This is a genomic window from Blastococcus sp. TF02A-35 (genome assembly GCF_004571075.1).
Classification (GTDB): Bacteria; Actinomycetota; Actinomycetes; order Mycobacteriales; family Geodermatophilaceae; genus Blastococcus.
In genome coordinates, this window is sequence record NZ_SPQP01000062.1 from 1 (window position 1) to 14,663 (window position 14,663).

16 protein-coding genes are annotated in these 14,663 nt (G+C 75.2%); 10 read left to right on the forward strand and 6 right to left on the reverse strand.

Features of this window, described 5'->3' with window-relative positions:
• Positions 1-686 (reverse strand): ADP-ribosylglycohydrolase family protein (locus E4P43_RS18800; RefSeq protein ID WP_135147060.1); only part of this gene is annotated, 686 nt, incomplete at its 3' end.
• A 77-nt stretch (positions 687-763) separates the two neighbouring features.
• On the opposite strand from E4P43_RS18800, the gene E4P43_RS18805 reads away from it, so the two are divergent.
• From E4P43_RS18805 to E4P43_RS18830, 7 genes are all read left to right on the forward strand, one after another.
• Positions 764-1,222: an NUDIX domain-containing protein gene (locus E4P43_RS18805; protein ID WP_135147048.1), complete on the forward strand. Its 459-nt coding sequence runs from the start codon at positions 764-766 to the stop codon at positions 1,220-1,222.
• A 46-nt stretch (positions 1,223-1,268) separates the two neighbouring features.
• On the forward strand, positions 1,269-2,294 hold the full coding sequence (locus E4P43_RS18810) for an LLM class flavin-dependent oxidoreductase (protein WP_135147049.1): 1,026 nt from the start codon (positions 1,269-1,271) through the stop codon (positions 2,292-2,294).
• A gap of 57 nt (positions 2,295-2,351) precedes the next feature.
• Positions 2,352-3,404: a GGDEF domain-containing protein gene (locus tag E4P43_RS18815; RefSeq protein ID WP_135147050.1), complete on the forward strand. Its 1,053-nt coding sequence runs from the start codon at positions 2,352-2,354 to the stop codon at positions 3,402-3,404.
• An 89-nt stretch (positions 3,405-3,493) separates the two neighbouring features.
• Complete coding sequence (locus E4P43_RS20075) at positions 3,494-3,640, forward strand: hypothetical protein (RefSeq protein ID WP_167759245.1); 147 nt, start codon at positions 3,494-3,496, stop codon at positions 3,638-3,640.
• 180 nt (positions 3,641-3,820) lie between these two features.
• A complete protein-coding gene (locus E4P43_RS18820; protein ID WP_245159253.1) occupies positions 3,821-4,870 on the forward strand; it encodes a DUF3048 domain-containing protein in 1,050 nt (349 codons plus the stop codon).
• A gap of 137 nt (positions 4,871-5,007) precedes the next feature.
• Entirely contained in the window at positions 5,008-7,059 is a 2,052-nt protein-coding gene (locus E4P43_RS18825; protein WP_135147051.1) for a cellulase family glycosylhydrolase, read from the forward strand.
• A gap of 36 nt (positions 7,060-7,095) precedes the next feature.
• Positions 7,096-8,049 carry a D-2-hydroxyacid dehydrogenase family protein gene (locus E4P43_RS18830; RefSeq protein ID WP_135147052.1) on the forward strand — a complete coding sequence of 318 codons (954 nt, stop codon included), beginning with the start codon at positions 7,096-7,098 and terminating at the stop codon, positions 8,047-8,049.
• Here E4P43_RS18830 and E4P43_RS18835 read toward each other — a convergent pair.
• Positions 7,980-8,717 carry a hypothetical protein gene (locus tag E4P43_RS18835; RefSeq protein ID WP_135147053.1) on the reverse strand — a complete coding sequence of 246 codons (738 nt, stop codon included), beginning with the start codon at positions 8,715-8,717 and terminating at the stop codon, positions 7,980-7,982. The genes E4P43_RS18830 and E4P43_RS18835 overlap by 70 nt on opposite strands.
• A 167-nt stretch (positions 8,718-8,884) precedes the next feature.
• Here E4P43_RS18835 and E4P43_RS18840 point away from each other — a divergent pair, with 167 nt between their 5' ends.
• Positions 8,885-9,550 (forward strand): hemerythrin domain-containing protein, encoded by a 666-nt coding sequence (locus E4P43_RS18840; protein ID WP_135147054.1) that lies wholly within the window; start codon positions 8,885-8,887, stop codon positions 9,548-9,550.
• Between the two features lie 27 nt (positions 9,551-9,577).
• On the opposite strand, the gene E4P43_RS18845 is transcribed toward E4P43_RS18840, so the two are convergent.
• From E4P43_RS18845 to E4P43_RS20695, 3 genes are all read right to left on the reverse strand, one after another.
• Positions 9,578-10,357, reverse strand: a complete 780-nt coding sequence (locus tag E4P43_RS18845; protein WP_135147055.1) for a hypothetical protein — start codon at positions 10,355-10,357, stop codon at positions 9,578-9,580.
• Entirely contained in the window at positions 10,354-11,310 is a 957-nt protein-coding gene (locus E4P43_RS18850; protein WP_135147056.1) for an ATP-binding cassette domain-containing protein, read from the reverse strand. The genes E4P43_RS18845 and E4P43_RS18850 overlap by 4 nt, the downstream gene beginning before the upstream one ends.
• A gap of 605 nt (positions 11,311-11,915) precedes the next feature.
• Entirely contained in the window at positions 11,916-12,338 is a 423-nt protein-coding gene (locus tag E4P43_RS20695; RefSeq protein WP_245159254.1) for a hypothetical protein, read from the reverse strand.
• On the opposite strand from E4P43_RS20695, the gene E4P43_RS20700 reads away from it, so the two are divergent.
• Together E4P43_RS20700 and E4P43_RS18865 are read left to right on the forward strand one after the other, a co-directional pair.
• Complete coding sequence (locus tag E4P43_RS20700; RefSeq protein ID WP_245159255.1) at positions 12,312-12,752, forward strand: hypothetical protein; 441 nt, start codon at positions 12,312-12,314, stop codon at positions 12,750-12,752. The genes E4P43_RS20695 and E4P43_RS20700 overlap by 27 nt on opposite strands.
• On the forward strand, positions 12,749-13,396 hold the full coding sequence (locus tag E4P43_RS18865) for a response regulator transcription factor (RefSeq protein WP_135147059.1): 648 nt from the start codon (positions 12,749-12,751) through the stop codon (positions 13,394-13,396). Before E4P43_RS20700 ends, E4P43_RS18865 begins: the two co-directional genes overlap by 4 nt.
• On the opposite strand, the gene E4P43_RS20080 is transcribed toward E4P43_RS18865, so the two are convergent.
• Positions 13,393-14,663: hypothetical protein (locus E4P43_RS20080; protein ID WP_245159256.1), on the reverse strand; the 1,271-nt coding region annotated here is incomplete at its 5' end. The two genes, E4P43_RS18865 and E4P43_RS20080, sit on opposite strands and share 4 nt — an antisense overlap.

The following is a 14,663-nucleotide window of genomic DNA, read 5'->3' on the forward strand; positions in this document are numbered from 1 at the left end:
CACACCGCGCCGTTCGACTCCGTCGCGTCCGCGGGTGTCCAGCCGGGTGCCAGGACCACGGCCCACCTGTCCCGGTGCTCCGGCGCCACCGCGTCCAGCGCGGAGGGGACCGCCGTCAGCGGGTCCCCACCGTCCAGCGCCACCCGCATCAGCTCGGAGAAGATCGCGCAGCCCTCACCGGCCGACGGGTCGCCGTGGGTCAGGCCCGAGATCCGGCGGGCGGCCTCCATGGTCGCCTCGCGGCCGTCTCGGGAGAACCGGATGGCCGCGGGCGTCGTCCGCATCAGCGAGCCGTTGCCGGCCGCGTGCCCGGACCGGGCGAAGTGCTCCGCGGCGGCGACGTCCCGCGGCCGGCCCGAGCCGAGGACCGCGCGGGTCTGGTTGCCGATGTCCGGCGGCCCGGCCGCCGCCCACACCGAGAACCGGTCGAAGACGTCCGCGAGATCGAGCCCGCCGGACGAGACCAGCGACTCGGCCACGAGGAGCGCCATCTGGGTGTCGTCGGTGAACTCGCCCGGCTCCCGGTCCAGCGAGCCGCCGCCGCACATCTCCGTCCGCACGCCGCGGGCGGGGGAGGGGAAGCGGGCGGAGAACTGCCCCGGTGGCCCGAACTCGAACGGCGCCCCGAGCGCGTCGCCCACCGCTGAGCCGACGAGCGCACCCATCACCCGGTGCGAGCGGTGCATCGACGGCACGGGCGACTCCGAGCAGTGAGGGTCCAGGGGCTGCCGATCATCGTGCACGGCTCTGCCAGGCTGGCCTGGTGCCTCCGGTCCGCAGCTCCGGCGTCCTGCTCTACCGGCGCACCGACACCGGCGTGGAGGTGCTGCTCGGGCACATGGGCGGTCCGTTCTGGGCGAAGAAGGACGACGGCGCCTGGTCGGTCCCGAAGGGCGAGCACCACCCGGACGAGGACGCCGAGGCCGCCGCCAGAAGAGAGTTCGCCGAGGAGCTGGGCAGCCCGGCCCCGGCCCAGCTGCACCCGCTCGGTGAGGTGAAGGGCCGCAAGCTGCTCGCCGTCTGGGCGGGGGAGGGGAACCTCGACGCCGACGCGGTCACCAGCAACACCTTCGAGATCGAGTGGCCGCCGCGCTCGGGCCGCCTCCAGCAGTTCCCGGAGATCGACCGGGCCGCGTGGTTCGACCTCGACACCGCCCGCACGAAGGTTGTGAAGGCGCAGCTGCCGTTCCTCGACCGGCTGGCCGCCCACCTCGCCGGCTGAGCGGTGCGCGAGCATGGGGTCGCCGTCCGATCCCGAGGAGCCGAGCATGCCCGCACCTGGAACCCCGCTGGAGAAGCTCGGCTTCCTCACGATCGGCCTCTTCGACCCCGCTGACCCGCGGGCCGGCCACGAGAGCACCCTCGAGGTCGTCGCGCTCGGCGAGGAGCTCGGCTTCGACAGCGCCTACCTGCGCCACCGGCACCTGCAGTTCGGCATCTCCTCGCCGGTCGCCGTCCTCGCCGCCGCCACGCAGCGAACCAGCAGGATCGAGCTCGGCACCGCCGTCATCCCGCTGGGCTGGGAGAACCCGCTGCGGCTGGCCGAGGACCTCGCCACCGTCGACATCCTCTCCGGCGGGCGGCTGAACCCCGGCGTCAGCGTCGGCCCGCCGATGCGCTGGGACGACGTCAAGCAGTCCCTGTACCCCGACACCGCCGACGTCGAGGACTTCAGCTACGAGCGGGTCGAGCGGCTGCTCCGGTTCGTCCGCGGGGAGCAGGCCGGCCCGGCCCGGGGGCGCCAGGGCATCGAGGAGTGGTCCGACCGGGTCGAGCCGCACTCGCCCGGCCTGCAGCACCGCCTCTGGTACGGCGGCGGCAGCACGCGGTCGGCGCGGTGGGCCGGGGAGCACGGCATGAACTTCCTGACCAGCAGCGTGGTCTCCGCCGAGAACGACTCCGTGGACTTCGCCCCGATCCAGGCCGCCCAGATCCGCGCCTTCCGCGCCGCCTCGCCGGCGGGGGAGGCCGCCCGCGTCTCGCAGGGCCTCGTCGTCATCCCGACCGACTCGGCCACCGACGAGCAGCGGGCGAGGTACGCCGCCTACGTCGAGTCCCGCATGTCGCGCGTCGGCACCCCGCAGGGGCCGGGCCGGCTGCTGTTCGCCCCCGACCTCCTCGGGACGTCGGAGCAGATCGCCGACGCCCTCTACGCGCACGCCGGCTTCCGCGAGGTGCGCGAGGTGGTCTTCGCGCTGCCGTTCAGCTTCGAGCACGAGGACTACGTGCAGATCCTCACCGACATCGCGACCAGGCTTGGCCCCGCGCTCGGCTGGCGGCCCGCCGCCGGGTGACCGCGCCCACCCCCGCGAGCGCGGTGCGGGCGTCACCCCGGTGGGTAGTTTCGAGCGGTGCGTGCAGTGCAGCAGGTCAAGTCGTGGGCCAGATCGGTCGACGTCTTCATCGTGAGCCGGTCCGACGCGCCCGAGGTGGCGACCATCCGGGTGATGGCGCGGACGCTGGCCACCTTCTACGCCTTCGGCGGCACGGCCGGCCTGTTCATCTCCTCCAGCGCCGAGCCCGGGGGCCGCGCCTCCACGCTCTTCGCCCTCTCGCTGACGGCGCTCGTCGCCGCCGCCGTCGTCGCCCTCTGGGGCGCCCGCTGGCCCCGCGACGTCTTCCACGTGGCGGTCGGCGCGGCCACGCTGCTCATCTCCACGGCGGTGCTGGTCGCACCTGACGCGACGACGTCGCTGGCCGCCGCCGTGCTCATCGCGTTCGTCGTGGTCGACGCCCACTTCTTCTTCGCCGGGCACCAGGCGCTCGCGCACCTCGCCGCCGCCGTCCTCGGCGTCACCGTCGCGCTGCTCCTCAGCGGCGTGGGGCTGGGCGTGGTGGTGGGCCTGGACCTGGTCCTCGTCGGCATCGGCATCGTGATCCAGCGCCTCGTGGTCCTGGCCTCCAGCGCCAGCCGCGACCCGCTGACGGGGCTGAGCAACCGGCGCGGCTTCGACCAGGCGCTCAACGAGCTGATGACCGAGGCGGCGCGCACCCGCGAGCCCCTGACGGCCGTGCTCATCGACGTCGACCACTTCAAGGCGGTCAACGACACCCACGGCCACGAGGCCGGCGACCGCGTGCTGTGCCGGGTCGCCGACATCTGGCGCAAGGAGCTGCCGGACACGGCCTTCCTGGCCCGGCACGGCGGCGACGAGTTCTCCCTGCTCCTGCCGGCCACACCCGGCCGGGGCGGCCTCGCCCTCGTGCGCCGGATCTGCGCGCTGCACCCGGACATCTCGCTGTCCTGCGGGGTGGCCGAGTACCGGTCCGGCGACAGCGCCTCGCAGCTGATGCGCAGCGCCGACCGCGCGCTCTACGACGCCAAGATCCTTGGCCGCGGCCGGGCCGAGCTCTTCGCCGGCGGCAGGCCCCGACGGCGCTCCAACGGGGCAGCCGTCACCTGAGCCACCGCAACGGGTGGATCACGCCGGGGACACGGTTGGCTCCTCGATCGTCAGGGCACAGAGAGTCCGACGAACGAAGGAGGAACACCATGGCAGGCATGTTCAGGAAGATGATCGTGTCCGGTATCGCGGCGAAGGTGGTCCAGGAGGCCCGCAAGCCCGAGAACCAGGCGAAGATCAAGAAGGCCATCGCGGAGTTCCAGAAGAGCCGCAGCGGCAAGACCGGCCGTCGCTGACCCCAGCGCACCAGCCACCACAGCGCCCCTCCCCGGTGACGACCCGGGGAGGGGCGCTGTCGGGTCCGGGCCGGTCACACCGGGACCGGGGTGCGCCGATGACGGGGACGGCGGCGCGACGGCGTCGCCCGAGGCCGCTCGCCGGGCGGACCCGAGCCGTCCGACGCAGGAGCCCGCCCCGTGCACCGACCCCGCCGGACCCTTCGCGCCGCCGCGGCCCTGGCCGTCGCGGCCGGCCTCGCGCTGACCACCGGGTGCGCCCCGCAGGCCGGCAAGGCCGAGGCCGCGCCGACGACGCCCGCCCCGCCGCCCCCGCCGCCGCCGACCGTCCCGTGGCCGCTCACCGGCGTCGAGACCACCGACCCGGTCCAGCGCCCCGCGCTCGCGGTGAAGATCGAGAACTCCCCGGAGTCCCGCCCGCAGGCCGGCCTCAACGGCGCCGACATGGTGTGGGAGGAGGTCGTCGAGGGCGGCATCACCCGCTTCGTCGCCGTCTACCACTCCACCCTGCCGCCCGAGATCGGCCCGATCCGCTCGGTCCGGCCCATGGACGCCGCCATCGCCGCCCCGCTGCACGGCCTGTTCGCCTTCTCCGGTGGCCAGCAGCCCTTCGTGCAGGCCGTCGCCGGCGCCGGCATGCAGGTCGTCAGCCACGACAAGGGGCACGGCGGCTTCTACCGGCACCCGGACCGGTACGCCCCGCACAACGTCTACGCCGACCCCGCGGACTTCCTCGCCCAGGCCGACCCGCAGCACACCGCCGACCCCATCGAGCAGTTCAGCATGGCCAGCGCCGCCGACCAGCCCAGCGCGCTCGGCACCGGCACCCCGGCCGCCGTCCTGAAGCTCAAGCTCTCCGGGATGAGCACGCCCACCTGGGCCTGGGACGGCGCCCAGCAGGCCTGGCTCCGCTCGGAGGGCAGCGCCCCGGCGATGCAGGCCGACGGGCAGCAGCTCAAGGCCACCAACGTCGTCGTCCTGCGGGTCGACATCGTGAACACCCGCTACACCGACCCGGCCGGCAACCCCGTGCCCGAGACCGCCATGGTGGGCAGCGGGGAGGCGCTCGTCGCCACCGGCGGGCACACGCTGGCGGCCCGCTGGTCCAAGGCGTCGGAGACCGACCGCGTCGTCCTCACCGACGCCCACGGCACCCCGGTCATGCTCGCCGCCGGGAACACCTGGGTCGAGCTGGTCCCGAACCGGAGCGGCTCGGTCACCGTCGGCTGAGGCGCGCCCTGGGCCTCCGGAGGAGCCGCGCCGGACCGCGACCGGGACGAGACCGGCCGGACTACATTCGCCCGCACTCGAGGCGGCCCGCACCCCGCGGACCCCGCACATCCGCGATCCGCGGCTCGGAGGCGGCCATGCGATACCCGGCCAACCACGTCCTCGGCGCCCAGCGCAACGGCGTCAACCACGTGTCCATGAACATGGGCACCGTGCCGCCGGGCGGCCCCGTCCGCGGCACGAACTACCCGGTCTACCCCGACAAGCTCCTCGACTGGTACGACTCGGCCGGGGCGGGCCCCATGGGGATGACGTCGGTGCGCGTCATGTTCACCTGGGAGGCGGTGCAGGCGGCCGCCAACGGCCCCGTGCCGGCACCCGGGGCGAACTACGCGAACTACTGGACCGACCTGGTCGGCGTCGTCACCCGGTGCCTCGCCCGCGGGATGGTCGTCGTCCTCGCGCCGTGGCAGTACAACCCGGCGTCGAAGAACACCGACATCACATACCAGGGCCAGCCGATCCAGCCCGCGATGTTCGCCGACTTCTGGGCGAAGCTCGCCACCGCGGTCAACGCCGCCACCGGCAACGACCAGCGGGTCGCCTTCGACCTCATCAACGAGCCGCACACCGACGAGGAGAGCAGCCTGCCCGGCGACATCGGCATCAGCCTCGACGGCTGGTTCACCTGCGCCCAGGCGGCCATCACCGCGATCCGCTCCGCCGGGAACGCGAACACCGTCCTCGTGCCCGGCATGACGTGGACCTCGGCGAAGGCGTTCACCACCAACGGCAGCGCCGCCAAGTGGGCCGCCCTCACCGACCCGCTGAGGAACCTCGGGGTCACGGTGCACTGCTACTCCGGCATCGACTCCCCGGGCTCGGCCAGCCCCACCGTGCTCCCGGACGCGTGCTCCGCCCTCGTCCAGTGGGCCCGCGCGGCGGGCGCCAAGGTGCACGTCGGCGAGATAGCGATCGACGCCGGCGACAACGGGTTCCCGCCCTTCGGCGGCACCCTGGCACTGGCGCAGGCCCAGTGGGCCAACTGGCAGCAGTTCTGCCTCGCCAACGACGACGTCGTCATCGGCTGGAACTGGTGGGGCAACTCCGCCGCCGGCTGGTGGAACGCCGGCGACTCCAAGCACCCGCAGGGGCACCACTGGGGCCTCAGCCTGGACGACGGTGCGACGCGCACCGTCTACGCGGACCTCATCGCCGGCTCGGTGCGGACCCCCCGGCTCGTCCTGCACGACAACCTCGCGGACCCGGGCACCGGTGAGAACACGACGACCTCCGTCGCCTGGGAGAGCCCTGACATCTGGGTGCGGCAGTGGGCCGACGGCGGCGTGGTGGCCGAGCCGGTGCAGGGCGGCCGGTCGTGCACGGTCTACGTCCGCGTCACCAACCGGGGGACGGCGACCTGGCCGGCGACCGGCACCGACGTCGTCACCCTCCACTGGGCCAAGGCCTCCGCCGGCCTGTCCTGGCCGCAGCCGTGGGGCGGTGCCGACCCCGCGCTCGGCGGCCGGATCGCAGCCGACGTGCCCATCCCCGCGCCGGTCGCGCCCGGCGCCTCGACCGTCCTGGCCATCCCGTGGGCCTCCCCGCCGAACCCGCTGCACTACCCGGACCAGGACGGGCACTTCTGCCTGCTCGCCGCGGTCACCAAGGCCGGGCAGCCCTGGTACGACGGCTTCACCGGGACGAACCTCAACACCAACATCCTCCGGATGAGCCACGTCGCCTCCCGCAACATCCACGTGGTGCCGCCCGGGCAGAACAGGTTCGGCAGCCTGGTCGTGGAGAACCCGCACCGCGAGCCGTGGCGCGTGGCGCTGGCCTTCGAGCCGCTCGACCCGTGGCAGCAGCCCCTGCCGAGCGTCCAGGGGCGGCTCGTCCTGCGCCCGCCGGAGCACGTGCTCCACCGGCTCCGGGGCATGGACAACCTCACGGAGGCCGGCCCCGGCCGGGTCGCTCTCGTGGAGCCGGGGCGTGGCCTCCAGGGCCTGGTGCTCGAGCCGGGGGAGAGGCTGGCGGTCCCGCTGGAGTGGGAGGGGGAGGCCGCACCGGCCCTCCGAGCGGTGGCGTACGACACGGAGACCGGCCCCGGCACGCCGACGGGCGGGCAGACCTTCGTGCTCGGCGAGGTGGAGGGCTGGACGGTCGAGGAGCGCGCCGCCCTGGTCTGACTCGTCGCACGGGCCGGCATCGGGTAGACCGTCGGCATGACCCGCATCGCCGTCCTGGACGACTACCAGTCCGTCGCCGCCGAGTTCTGCGACTGGTCCCGGGTGCCCGGCGAGGTCGACGTCGTCGAGTTCCACGAGCACCTCGGCGACGAGGACGCCGTCGCAGCCGCGCTGCAGGGCTTCGACGTCGTCGTCGCCATGCGGGAGCGCACCGAGTTCCGCCGGGGGCTGCTGGAGCGGCTGCCGGACCTGAGGCTGCTGGTCACCACCGGCATGCGGAACAAGTCCATCGACGTCGAGGCGGCGGCCGAGCGCGGCATCACGGTGTGCGGCACCGGCTCCAACGCCACCGCGACCGTCGAGCTCACCTGGGCCCTGATCCTGGGCGCGGCCCGGCACGTGGCCCAGGAGGACGCCGGCATGCGCGCCGGCGGGTGGCAGCAGACCATCGGCACCGACCTCGCCGGAGCGCGGCTCGGCGTCATCGGGCTGGGGCGGCTCGGCAGCAGGGTCGCGACCATCGGGCAGGCCTTCGGGATGGACGTCGTCGCCTGGAGCCAGAACCTCACCGACGAGCGCGCCGCCGAGGTGGGCGTGCACCGGGTGGAGCGCGAGGAGCTGTTCGCCACCTCCGACGTCGTGACCGTCCACCTGCTGCTGTCCAAGCGCACCCGTGGCCTGATCGGCGCCGACGACCTCGCGCTGATGATGCACAACGCCGTGCTGGTCAACACCAGCCGCGGGCCGATCGTGCAGCAGCAGCCGCTCATCGACGCGCTCACCGACGGCCGCATCGCCTGCGCCGCGCTCGACGTCTACGACGAGGAGCCGCTGCCGGCCGACCACCCGCTGCGGACGACGCCGCGCACGCTGCTCACCCCGCACCTGGGCTACGTCACCCGCGGCACCTACGAGGTCTTCTACGGCGAGGCGGTCGAGGACGTCGCCGCCTGGGCCGCCGGGAGCCCGGTCCGCGTCCTCGCGCCGTGACGACGGGCCCGGCACCGCGAGGGTGCCGGGCCCGTCGTCCGTGCGTCACTCGGAGCGGGACAGCCAGCCCGCCGCGGCGATGCCGATCCCGAAGAGCACGGTGCCGGGGATGATCCCGTAGCCCTCCTTGGGCAGCACCGGGAAGAGCAGCGCCCCACGGTGATGCCGGGGATGGCCAGCGCCGCCCACAGCGGCAGCAGCCGGTTGCGGATCGCGCCGATGGCGATCAGCGCCGGGCCGAGCAGGTTGGAGGTGCCCGCGACCATCGTGAACAGGATCGTCGCCTGCTCGATCTCCCCGAACCCGTGGTGGTCGAACAGCGGCCGCACGTAGGCCTCCATCAGCGCGCCGCCGGGGATCAGCACCATGCCGAGCCAGGTGATGCCGAGCCCGACCAGCCCGGTGGGGGAGGAGCGGAAGCGGCGGGTCAGGACCGTCATGCCCGCGGCGATCAGCAGCGCACCGATCGCGAACACGACGTGCGCGGCCACCCAGGTCGGCGACTCGTGCGCGGTGTCGTTGTGCTCCAGGGGGTGCAGCAGGTTGCCGACGGCGAAGAGGGCGCCGCCAGCGACGACGGTCAGGCCGCGGACGTTCGCCGAGGGGCGGTGGTCGCGGGCGGGGATGGGGCGGTCGGTGGTGGGTGCGGGGGACTGCAGGGCGGTCACGGCGTCGTCCTTCGACTGGGTCGGTCCGGTCGGGTGACCGGTTCGGCGACGACGTTCGCGGGCCGCTCTTGTCGGCCTCCTGCCGCTGACTTGTCGCGGCACGACAAGGAACCGGCAAGCGGGCGTGGCCAGGGTCGGCACCGACCCCGACCGGAGGAGAGACCCCGATGACCACCGTCACCCCGCGCCAGAGCGGCGACCCGCAGCCCGACACCCTCGGGATGCGCCTGGCCCACCGCGCGATGCTCAGGGACGCCCGCCGCCTGCCCGCCCTGCTCGGGGCCCTGGCCGCCACGCCCGTGGGCCGGCCGAGGGCGGCCGCGGTGGCGGACTACGTCGCCGACTTCTGCGACTCGATCCACCACCACCACTCCGCGGAGGACGACGTGCTGTGGCCGGTCCTCGCCGCCTCCGCCGGTCCGCACGTCGACCTCGCCGGCCTCAGCGACGACCACGCCGCCCTCGACCCGCTGCTGGACCGCATCCGCGCCGGCGCCCGGCGGTTCGCCGCCCGCCCCGACGAGGACACCGCCACGGTCCTGGCCGTCGACCTGGCCGAGCTGCGGGACCTGCTCGACGAGCACATCGCCGACGAGGAGGCGTCGGTCCTCCCCGCCATCGAGGAGCACGTCTCGGTGCGGGACTGGGCCGCGGTCGAGGGCGAGATCCGCAGGCGGGCCACGCTCTCCTTCGAGGCCCCCCGCGTGGTCGCCGTCGTCAGCCCCGCCGAGCGCGCCGTCCTCGCGGCCGAGGGCGGGCTCGTGCTGCGCCTGCTGCTCGCCGTCCTCGTGCCGCCGTTCCGGCGCCGGGAGCGCCGGGTCTTCGGCGGGTGAGGGGACGCCCGCCGAGGACCCGGCCGGCTACCCGGCGTCGCGGCGCAGCAGCGACCAGCCGCCGGCCGCCAGCGCGGCCGCGGACCAGCCGACCAGCAGCGTCGTCGCCTGGCCGGCGCTCATCTCCGGCTCGCCGAGCAGCGTCCAGATCGCCGCCGAGCCCGGCAGCAGCTCACCGAGGTCGGCCATCCACCGCACCCCGAACGCCGGCAGCAGCGCGGGCAGCACGAGCTGCAGCAGGAACACCGCCGCCAGCGCGCCGGCCGTGCTGCGCAGGAGCAGCCCCGTCCCCACGGCCAGCGCCCCACCGGCGAGCAGGACGGCGGCGATGCCACCGACGCTGTCGGCCAGGTCGCCGCCGGAGAAGGTCAGCGACGGCTCGACCACCACGGCGACGACGTCGGCGGCGACGGCGAGCAGCACGCCGGCGACGGTCGCCACCAGCACCGGGACGGTCACCCGGGCGGTGAGCAGCACCCCGCGGCGCGGCGTCCACTGCAGCGTCGGGCCGATCGACCCGCTGGCGTACTCCTGCGTCACCGCGAGGAGCACGAGGACCAGCAGCGCGAACTGCCCGATCATCAGGCCGTACTCCCCGGCGAGGACCGCCGAGGCCGTGGAGCCGGAGGCCTCGGCCATATCCGCCTCGTCGAGGGCGGTCCCCACCCCGATCCCCAGCACCGCGGCCGCGGCGGCCAGCAGGCACCACCACGTCGACCGGACGCTGCGCAGCCGCAGCCACTCGGCGGACGCCGCGCGGGTGAGCAGGGGGACCGTGCCGGGCCCCTGGACGGCGACCGCGGTCATGACCGCACCAGCTCCTTCGTGCTCGAGACCTTGTACTGGACGCTGTCGCCGGTCAGGTCGAGGTAGACCTGCTCGAGCGAGGTGTGCTCCTCGGCGAGCCGGTGCACGGCCGCGCCGACCTCGAGCGCGATGTCGCCGACCGTCTCGGCCGACGCCCCCTCGACCAGCAGGTCGCCGTCGTCGGTGGGGTGCACCCGCAGCTTCCGGCGCAGCAGCGCACCGGCGAGGTCGTCGACCGACGGCGTGCGCACCCGCACCTTCCGGCCGGTGCCCTGGCCGCGCAGGACCTCCTCGATCGAGGCGTCGGCGATCAGCCGGCCGCGGCCGATGATCACCAGGTGGTCGGCGGTCTGCTCCATCTCGCTCATGAGGTGGCTCGACAGCAGCACCGTGCGTCCCTCGTCGGCCAGCTCGCGCACCAGCCCCCGGACCCACCGGACGCCGTCCAGGTCGAGCCCGTTCATCGGCTCGTCGAACAGCAGGACGGCGGGGTCGCCGAGCAGCGCGGTCGCGATGCCGAGCCGCTGGCGCATGCCCAGCGAGTAGCCCTTCACCCGGCGGCGCGCGGCCGGGCCGAGCCCCACCTGGTCGATCACCTCGTCGACCCGGCGCACCGGGATGCCGTTCGTGCGGGCGACCACCCGCAGGTGGTCGCGGCCGCTGCGCCCGGGGTGGACGGCCTGCGCGTCGAGCAGCGCGCCGGCCACCCGCAGTGGCTCGTCCAGCGTCGCGAAAGGCCGCCCGGCCACCAGGGCACGGCCGGCGGTCGGCCGGTCGAGGCCCAGGACCATGCGCATCGTGGTGGACTTGCCCGCGCCGTTCGGGCCGAGGAAGCCGGTCACCTTGCCGGGCCGGACGTCGAAGGTCAGGTCGTCGACGGCGCGCACAGCGCTGGACCCGTGCGCCAGTCGACCAGCGCCGTACTGCTTCGTGAGCCCGCGGACCTCGATCATGCGAGCCGCCGGCGGAGGGAGGGAGTCATGGCAGGAAGCCTGTCGGCGGAGCCGGCCCTCGCGGATCACCCCGCAGCGCCTCCTTCGCTCCCCCGCGCGGGGGAGGGCAGGAGTGCCCGCGCGGGGGAACCGCCCGCCGCGACGGTCGGCCAGGATCGACCCGTGCCCTCCACGACCTTCCCGCACTCCGGGCCCGAGCTCGCCGCCCGCGTCCGCGAGCTGCTCGCCGCCGCCCGTCCCGGCTGGCCCGGCCGCGCCGTGTACGCGCTGGCGAGCCTGCCGTTCGGTGCCCTCTACCTGGCGCTGTTCTTCGGGCTGTTCGGGTCGGTGGTCGCGCTGGTCTACGGCGTCGGCGTCCTCCTCATCCTGCTGGTGCTGGCGGTCACGCGGGGCTTCGCCGGGGTCGAGCGCCGGCTGGTCCGCACCCTGCTGGGGGCCGACGTCCCGGACGGCGAACGGGTGCGCCGGCAGCCGGGGGTCGTCGGCAAGCTCCGCCGGCTGGTGATGTCGGCCGGCACCTGGCGGGCGCTCGGCTGGCTCGGTGCGCGGGTGCTCATGGGGGCGGCGACGGCGGCGACCCTGTTCTTCGGCGGCCTCGGGTTCGCCTACCTCGTCTGGGGCGCCGACTGGAACGCCCTCGCGGCGCTGCCGCTGCTCGCGCTGATGGTCGGCGACGTCGTCGTGACCCTGGTCGTGCTCGAGCTCCTGGTGCGGCTGGCCGCCACCGTGGCCCCCGCCTGCTGGGCACCGCACCCGAGCAGCAGATCGCCGCGCTGCAGCACAGCGGCCGCCGCCTGGCCGACCGCAACCGGCTGGCCCGCGACCTGCACGACACCATCGGGCACGCGCTCACCGCGAGCCTGCTGCAGGCCACCGCCGCCCGCCGCACGCTCGCCCCGCCGGAGGGCAGGCCGCTGCAGCCGGACTTCGCCCGCCAGGCGCTCGAGCACATCGAGACCAACACCCGGGCCGCGCTCGCCGAGCTCGACCGGGTGCTCACGGTGCTGCGTGCCGAGGACGGTGGCCACGACCCCGCCCCGTTCGCGGCCCCCTCGCTGGACGACCTGGAGGGCCTCCTGTCCGGCCTGCGGGACGGCGGCCTGCCGGTCGCCCTGGTGGTCGACGGCGACGTCGACGACGTCCCGGCGGGGGTGCAGGAGCTCGCCTACCGGGTGGTCCAGGAGGGGACGACGAACGTGCTGCGGCACGCGGGCACCCCGCTGACCGTCGCCCAGGTCGTGCGCAGCGGGAACACGCTCGTCGTCCGGGTGTGCAACGAGCGGGCGTCGCAGCTGGACAGCCGCCCGGGCCCCGGTGGTGGGCGCGGGCTGGCCGGTCTGCGCGAGCGCGCGGCGGCCGCCGGGGGGACGCTGTCGGCCGAGCCGACGCCCTCGGGCGGCTTCGAGCTGTGCGCCACCCTGCCGCTGGCGGGCGCCGCGTGAGCCTGCGGCTGCTCCTGGTCGACGACGACGTCCTCGTCCGCTCCGGGCTCCGGGTGATCCTGGAGAGCGAGCCCGACCTGACCGTCGTCGGCGACGCCGGCACCGGCCGCGAGGCGCTCGACGTCGCCGCCGGGACCGACCCCGACGTCGTCCTGATGGACGTCCGCATGCCCGACATGGACGGCATCGCGGCGACCCGGGAGCTGGTGGCCCGCGACCCGCAGCGCCCGCGGGTGCTCGTCCTGACCACCTTCGAGGACGACGACTACCTGTTCCGCTCGCTGCAGGCCGGCGCGAGCGGGTTCGCCCTCAAGCGCTCCGACCCCGACGAGCTGGTCGACGCCATCCGCGTCGTCGCGCGGGGGACCTCGCTGGTGCTGCCCGACCTCATCCGCCGGCTGATCGCCGCGCACGCGCCGTCCCGCGCGCGCGGCCCGGCCGCCCTCCCGGCGCTCACCGGGCGCGAGGCCGACGTGCTGCGGCTGGTGGCGGGCGGGCTGTCGAACGCCGAGATCGCCACCGAGCTGTTCCTCAGCCGCGAGACGGTGAAGACGCACGTCAGCAGCGTGCTGCTCAAGCTCGGCGCCCGGGACCGCACGCAGGCCGTCATCGCCGCCTACGAGAGCGGCTTCATGACCGCCTAGAGCCCGACGGCGGCGAGCTCTGCGGCGAGCCGCCGGCGGACCTCGGCGGCGTCCCGCCGGTGCCGGTCGGCCGCGGCCGGGTCGCCGAGCAGGTCGGCGACCTCGGCCAGGGCGTCGTCGACGGGGCCGAGCACCAGCGTGCCGGCGTCGAGGCCGGCCACCCGGCCGGCCCACGGCAGGAGCTCGGCACGCATCTCCGCGGCCACGGCGGCGTCCCCCAGGCGCGCGGCGGCGTGCGCGCGCAGCGTCGTGTTGGTGAGCCAGTAGTAGTCGTGGGCGATCGGCCGGTGGGTCCGCCACGCCTCCCGGGCGTCGGCCTCCCGGCCGGCGTCGAGGAACGTGAGGACGACGGCGTCGCCCAGCGCACCGGGCATCGCGCTGTTCAGCCACGCGAGGTCCGGCAGCGCCGGGGTCAGGTCACCGCGGGCGAACCCGGCGACGAACCGCCCGATCAGCGCCATCAGCCCACCGTTCGTCTGGCCGGTCTCGACCAGCCGGGCGGCGATCTGCTCGTACCGCGCCAGCCCCTCGTCGACGCGCCCGGCGAGCACCAGCAGCGCCCCGGAGTGGATGCCGACGGCGCCCAGCACGTGCCCGAGCTGCCCGCTGCCCGAGAGCGCCAGGGCCCGGTCGCCGTGCCGGCGGGCCGCTCCCAGGCCGGTGCGGGCGGACGCGGCGAGGAACAGCAGCCAGTGCGCGACGGCCTGGTGGTCGGTGGCGCCCGCCGCCGTGGCCACGACCCGCAGCTCCTCGGCCAGCGCCTCGCGCTGGTCGGCCAGGTCCGGGCCGAGCGCGGCGTACGCGCGCACGTTGAGCGCGGCGCAGAGCAGCCGCGGGTCGTCCGTGCGGCGGGCCAGCTCCAGGGCCGCGGCGCTGGCCCGCTCGCTGCGGGCGTCGTCCACCCCCTCGACCTCGCGGAACAGCGCGACCTCCAGCCGGCTGCGCACGTCGTCGGGCAGGTCCTCGCCCGCGGGGGTCTCCAGCAGCTCGAGCAGCGGGTCGAGCAGCTCGGGGTCCTGGGCGCCGTCGTCGCGGACGGTCCAGACCAGCGGGGCGTCCCACTCGGCGAGCGCGGCGACGTGCAGGTCGCGGCGGCCCAGCCGGCCGGCCGCCCGCACCGCCAGCCGCTGCTGCTCGCGCGCGACGACGGCGTTCCCGCTGCGGGCGTGCGCGGAGATCGACGGCAGCAGGAGCGCGAGCAGCGCCTCGTCGCCGCCGGAGCGCGGGCCGGCCAGCTCGTGCAGCCGCAGCGCGGCCGCCCAAGATC

What these genes read in the sequence shown, in the direction of transcription:
- E4P43_RS18810 (WP_135147049.1), top strand. Translation starts at nt 1,269, where the DNA reads ATGCCCGCACCTGGAACCCCGCTGGAGAAGCTCGGCTTCCTCACGATC.
- E4P43_RS20075 (WP_167759245.1), top strand. Translation starts at nt 3,494, where the DNA reads ATGGCAGGCATGTTCAGGAAGATGATCGTGTCCGGTATCGCGGCGAAG.
- E4P43_RS18825 (WP_135147051.1), top strand. Translation starts at nt 5,008, where the DNA reads ATGCGATACCCGGCCAACCACGTCCTCGGCGCCCAGCGCAACGGCGTC.
- E4P43_RS18830 (WP_135147052.1), top strand. Translation starts at nt 7,096, where the DNA reads ATGACCCGCATCGCCGTCCTGGACGACTACCAGTCCGTCGCCGCCGAG.
- E4P43_RS18840 (WP_135147054.1), top strand. Translation starts at nt 8,885, where the DNA reads ATGACCACCGTCACCCCGCGCCAGAGCGGCGACCCGCAGCCCGACACC.
- E4P43_RS18845 (WP_135147055.1), bottom strand. Translation starts at nt 10,357, where the DNA reads ATGACCGCGGTCGCCGTCCAGGGGCCCGGCACGGTCCCCCTGCTCACC.
- E4P43_RS18850 (WP_135147056.1), bottom strand. Translation starts at nt 11,310, where the DNA reads ATGATCGAGGTCCGCGGGCTCACGAAGCAGTACGGCGCTGGTCGACTG.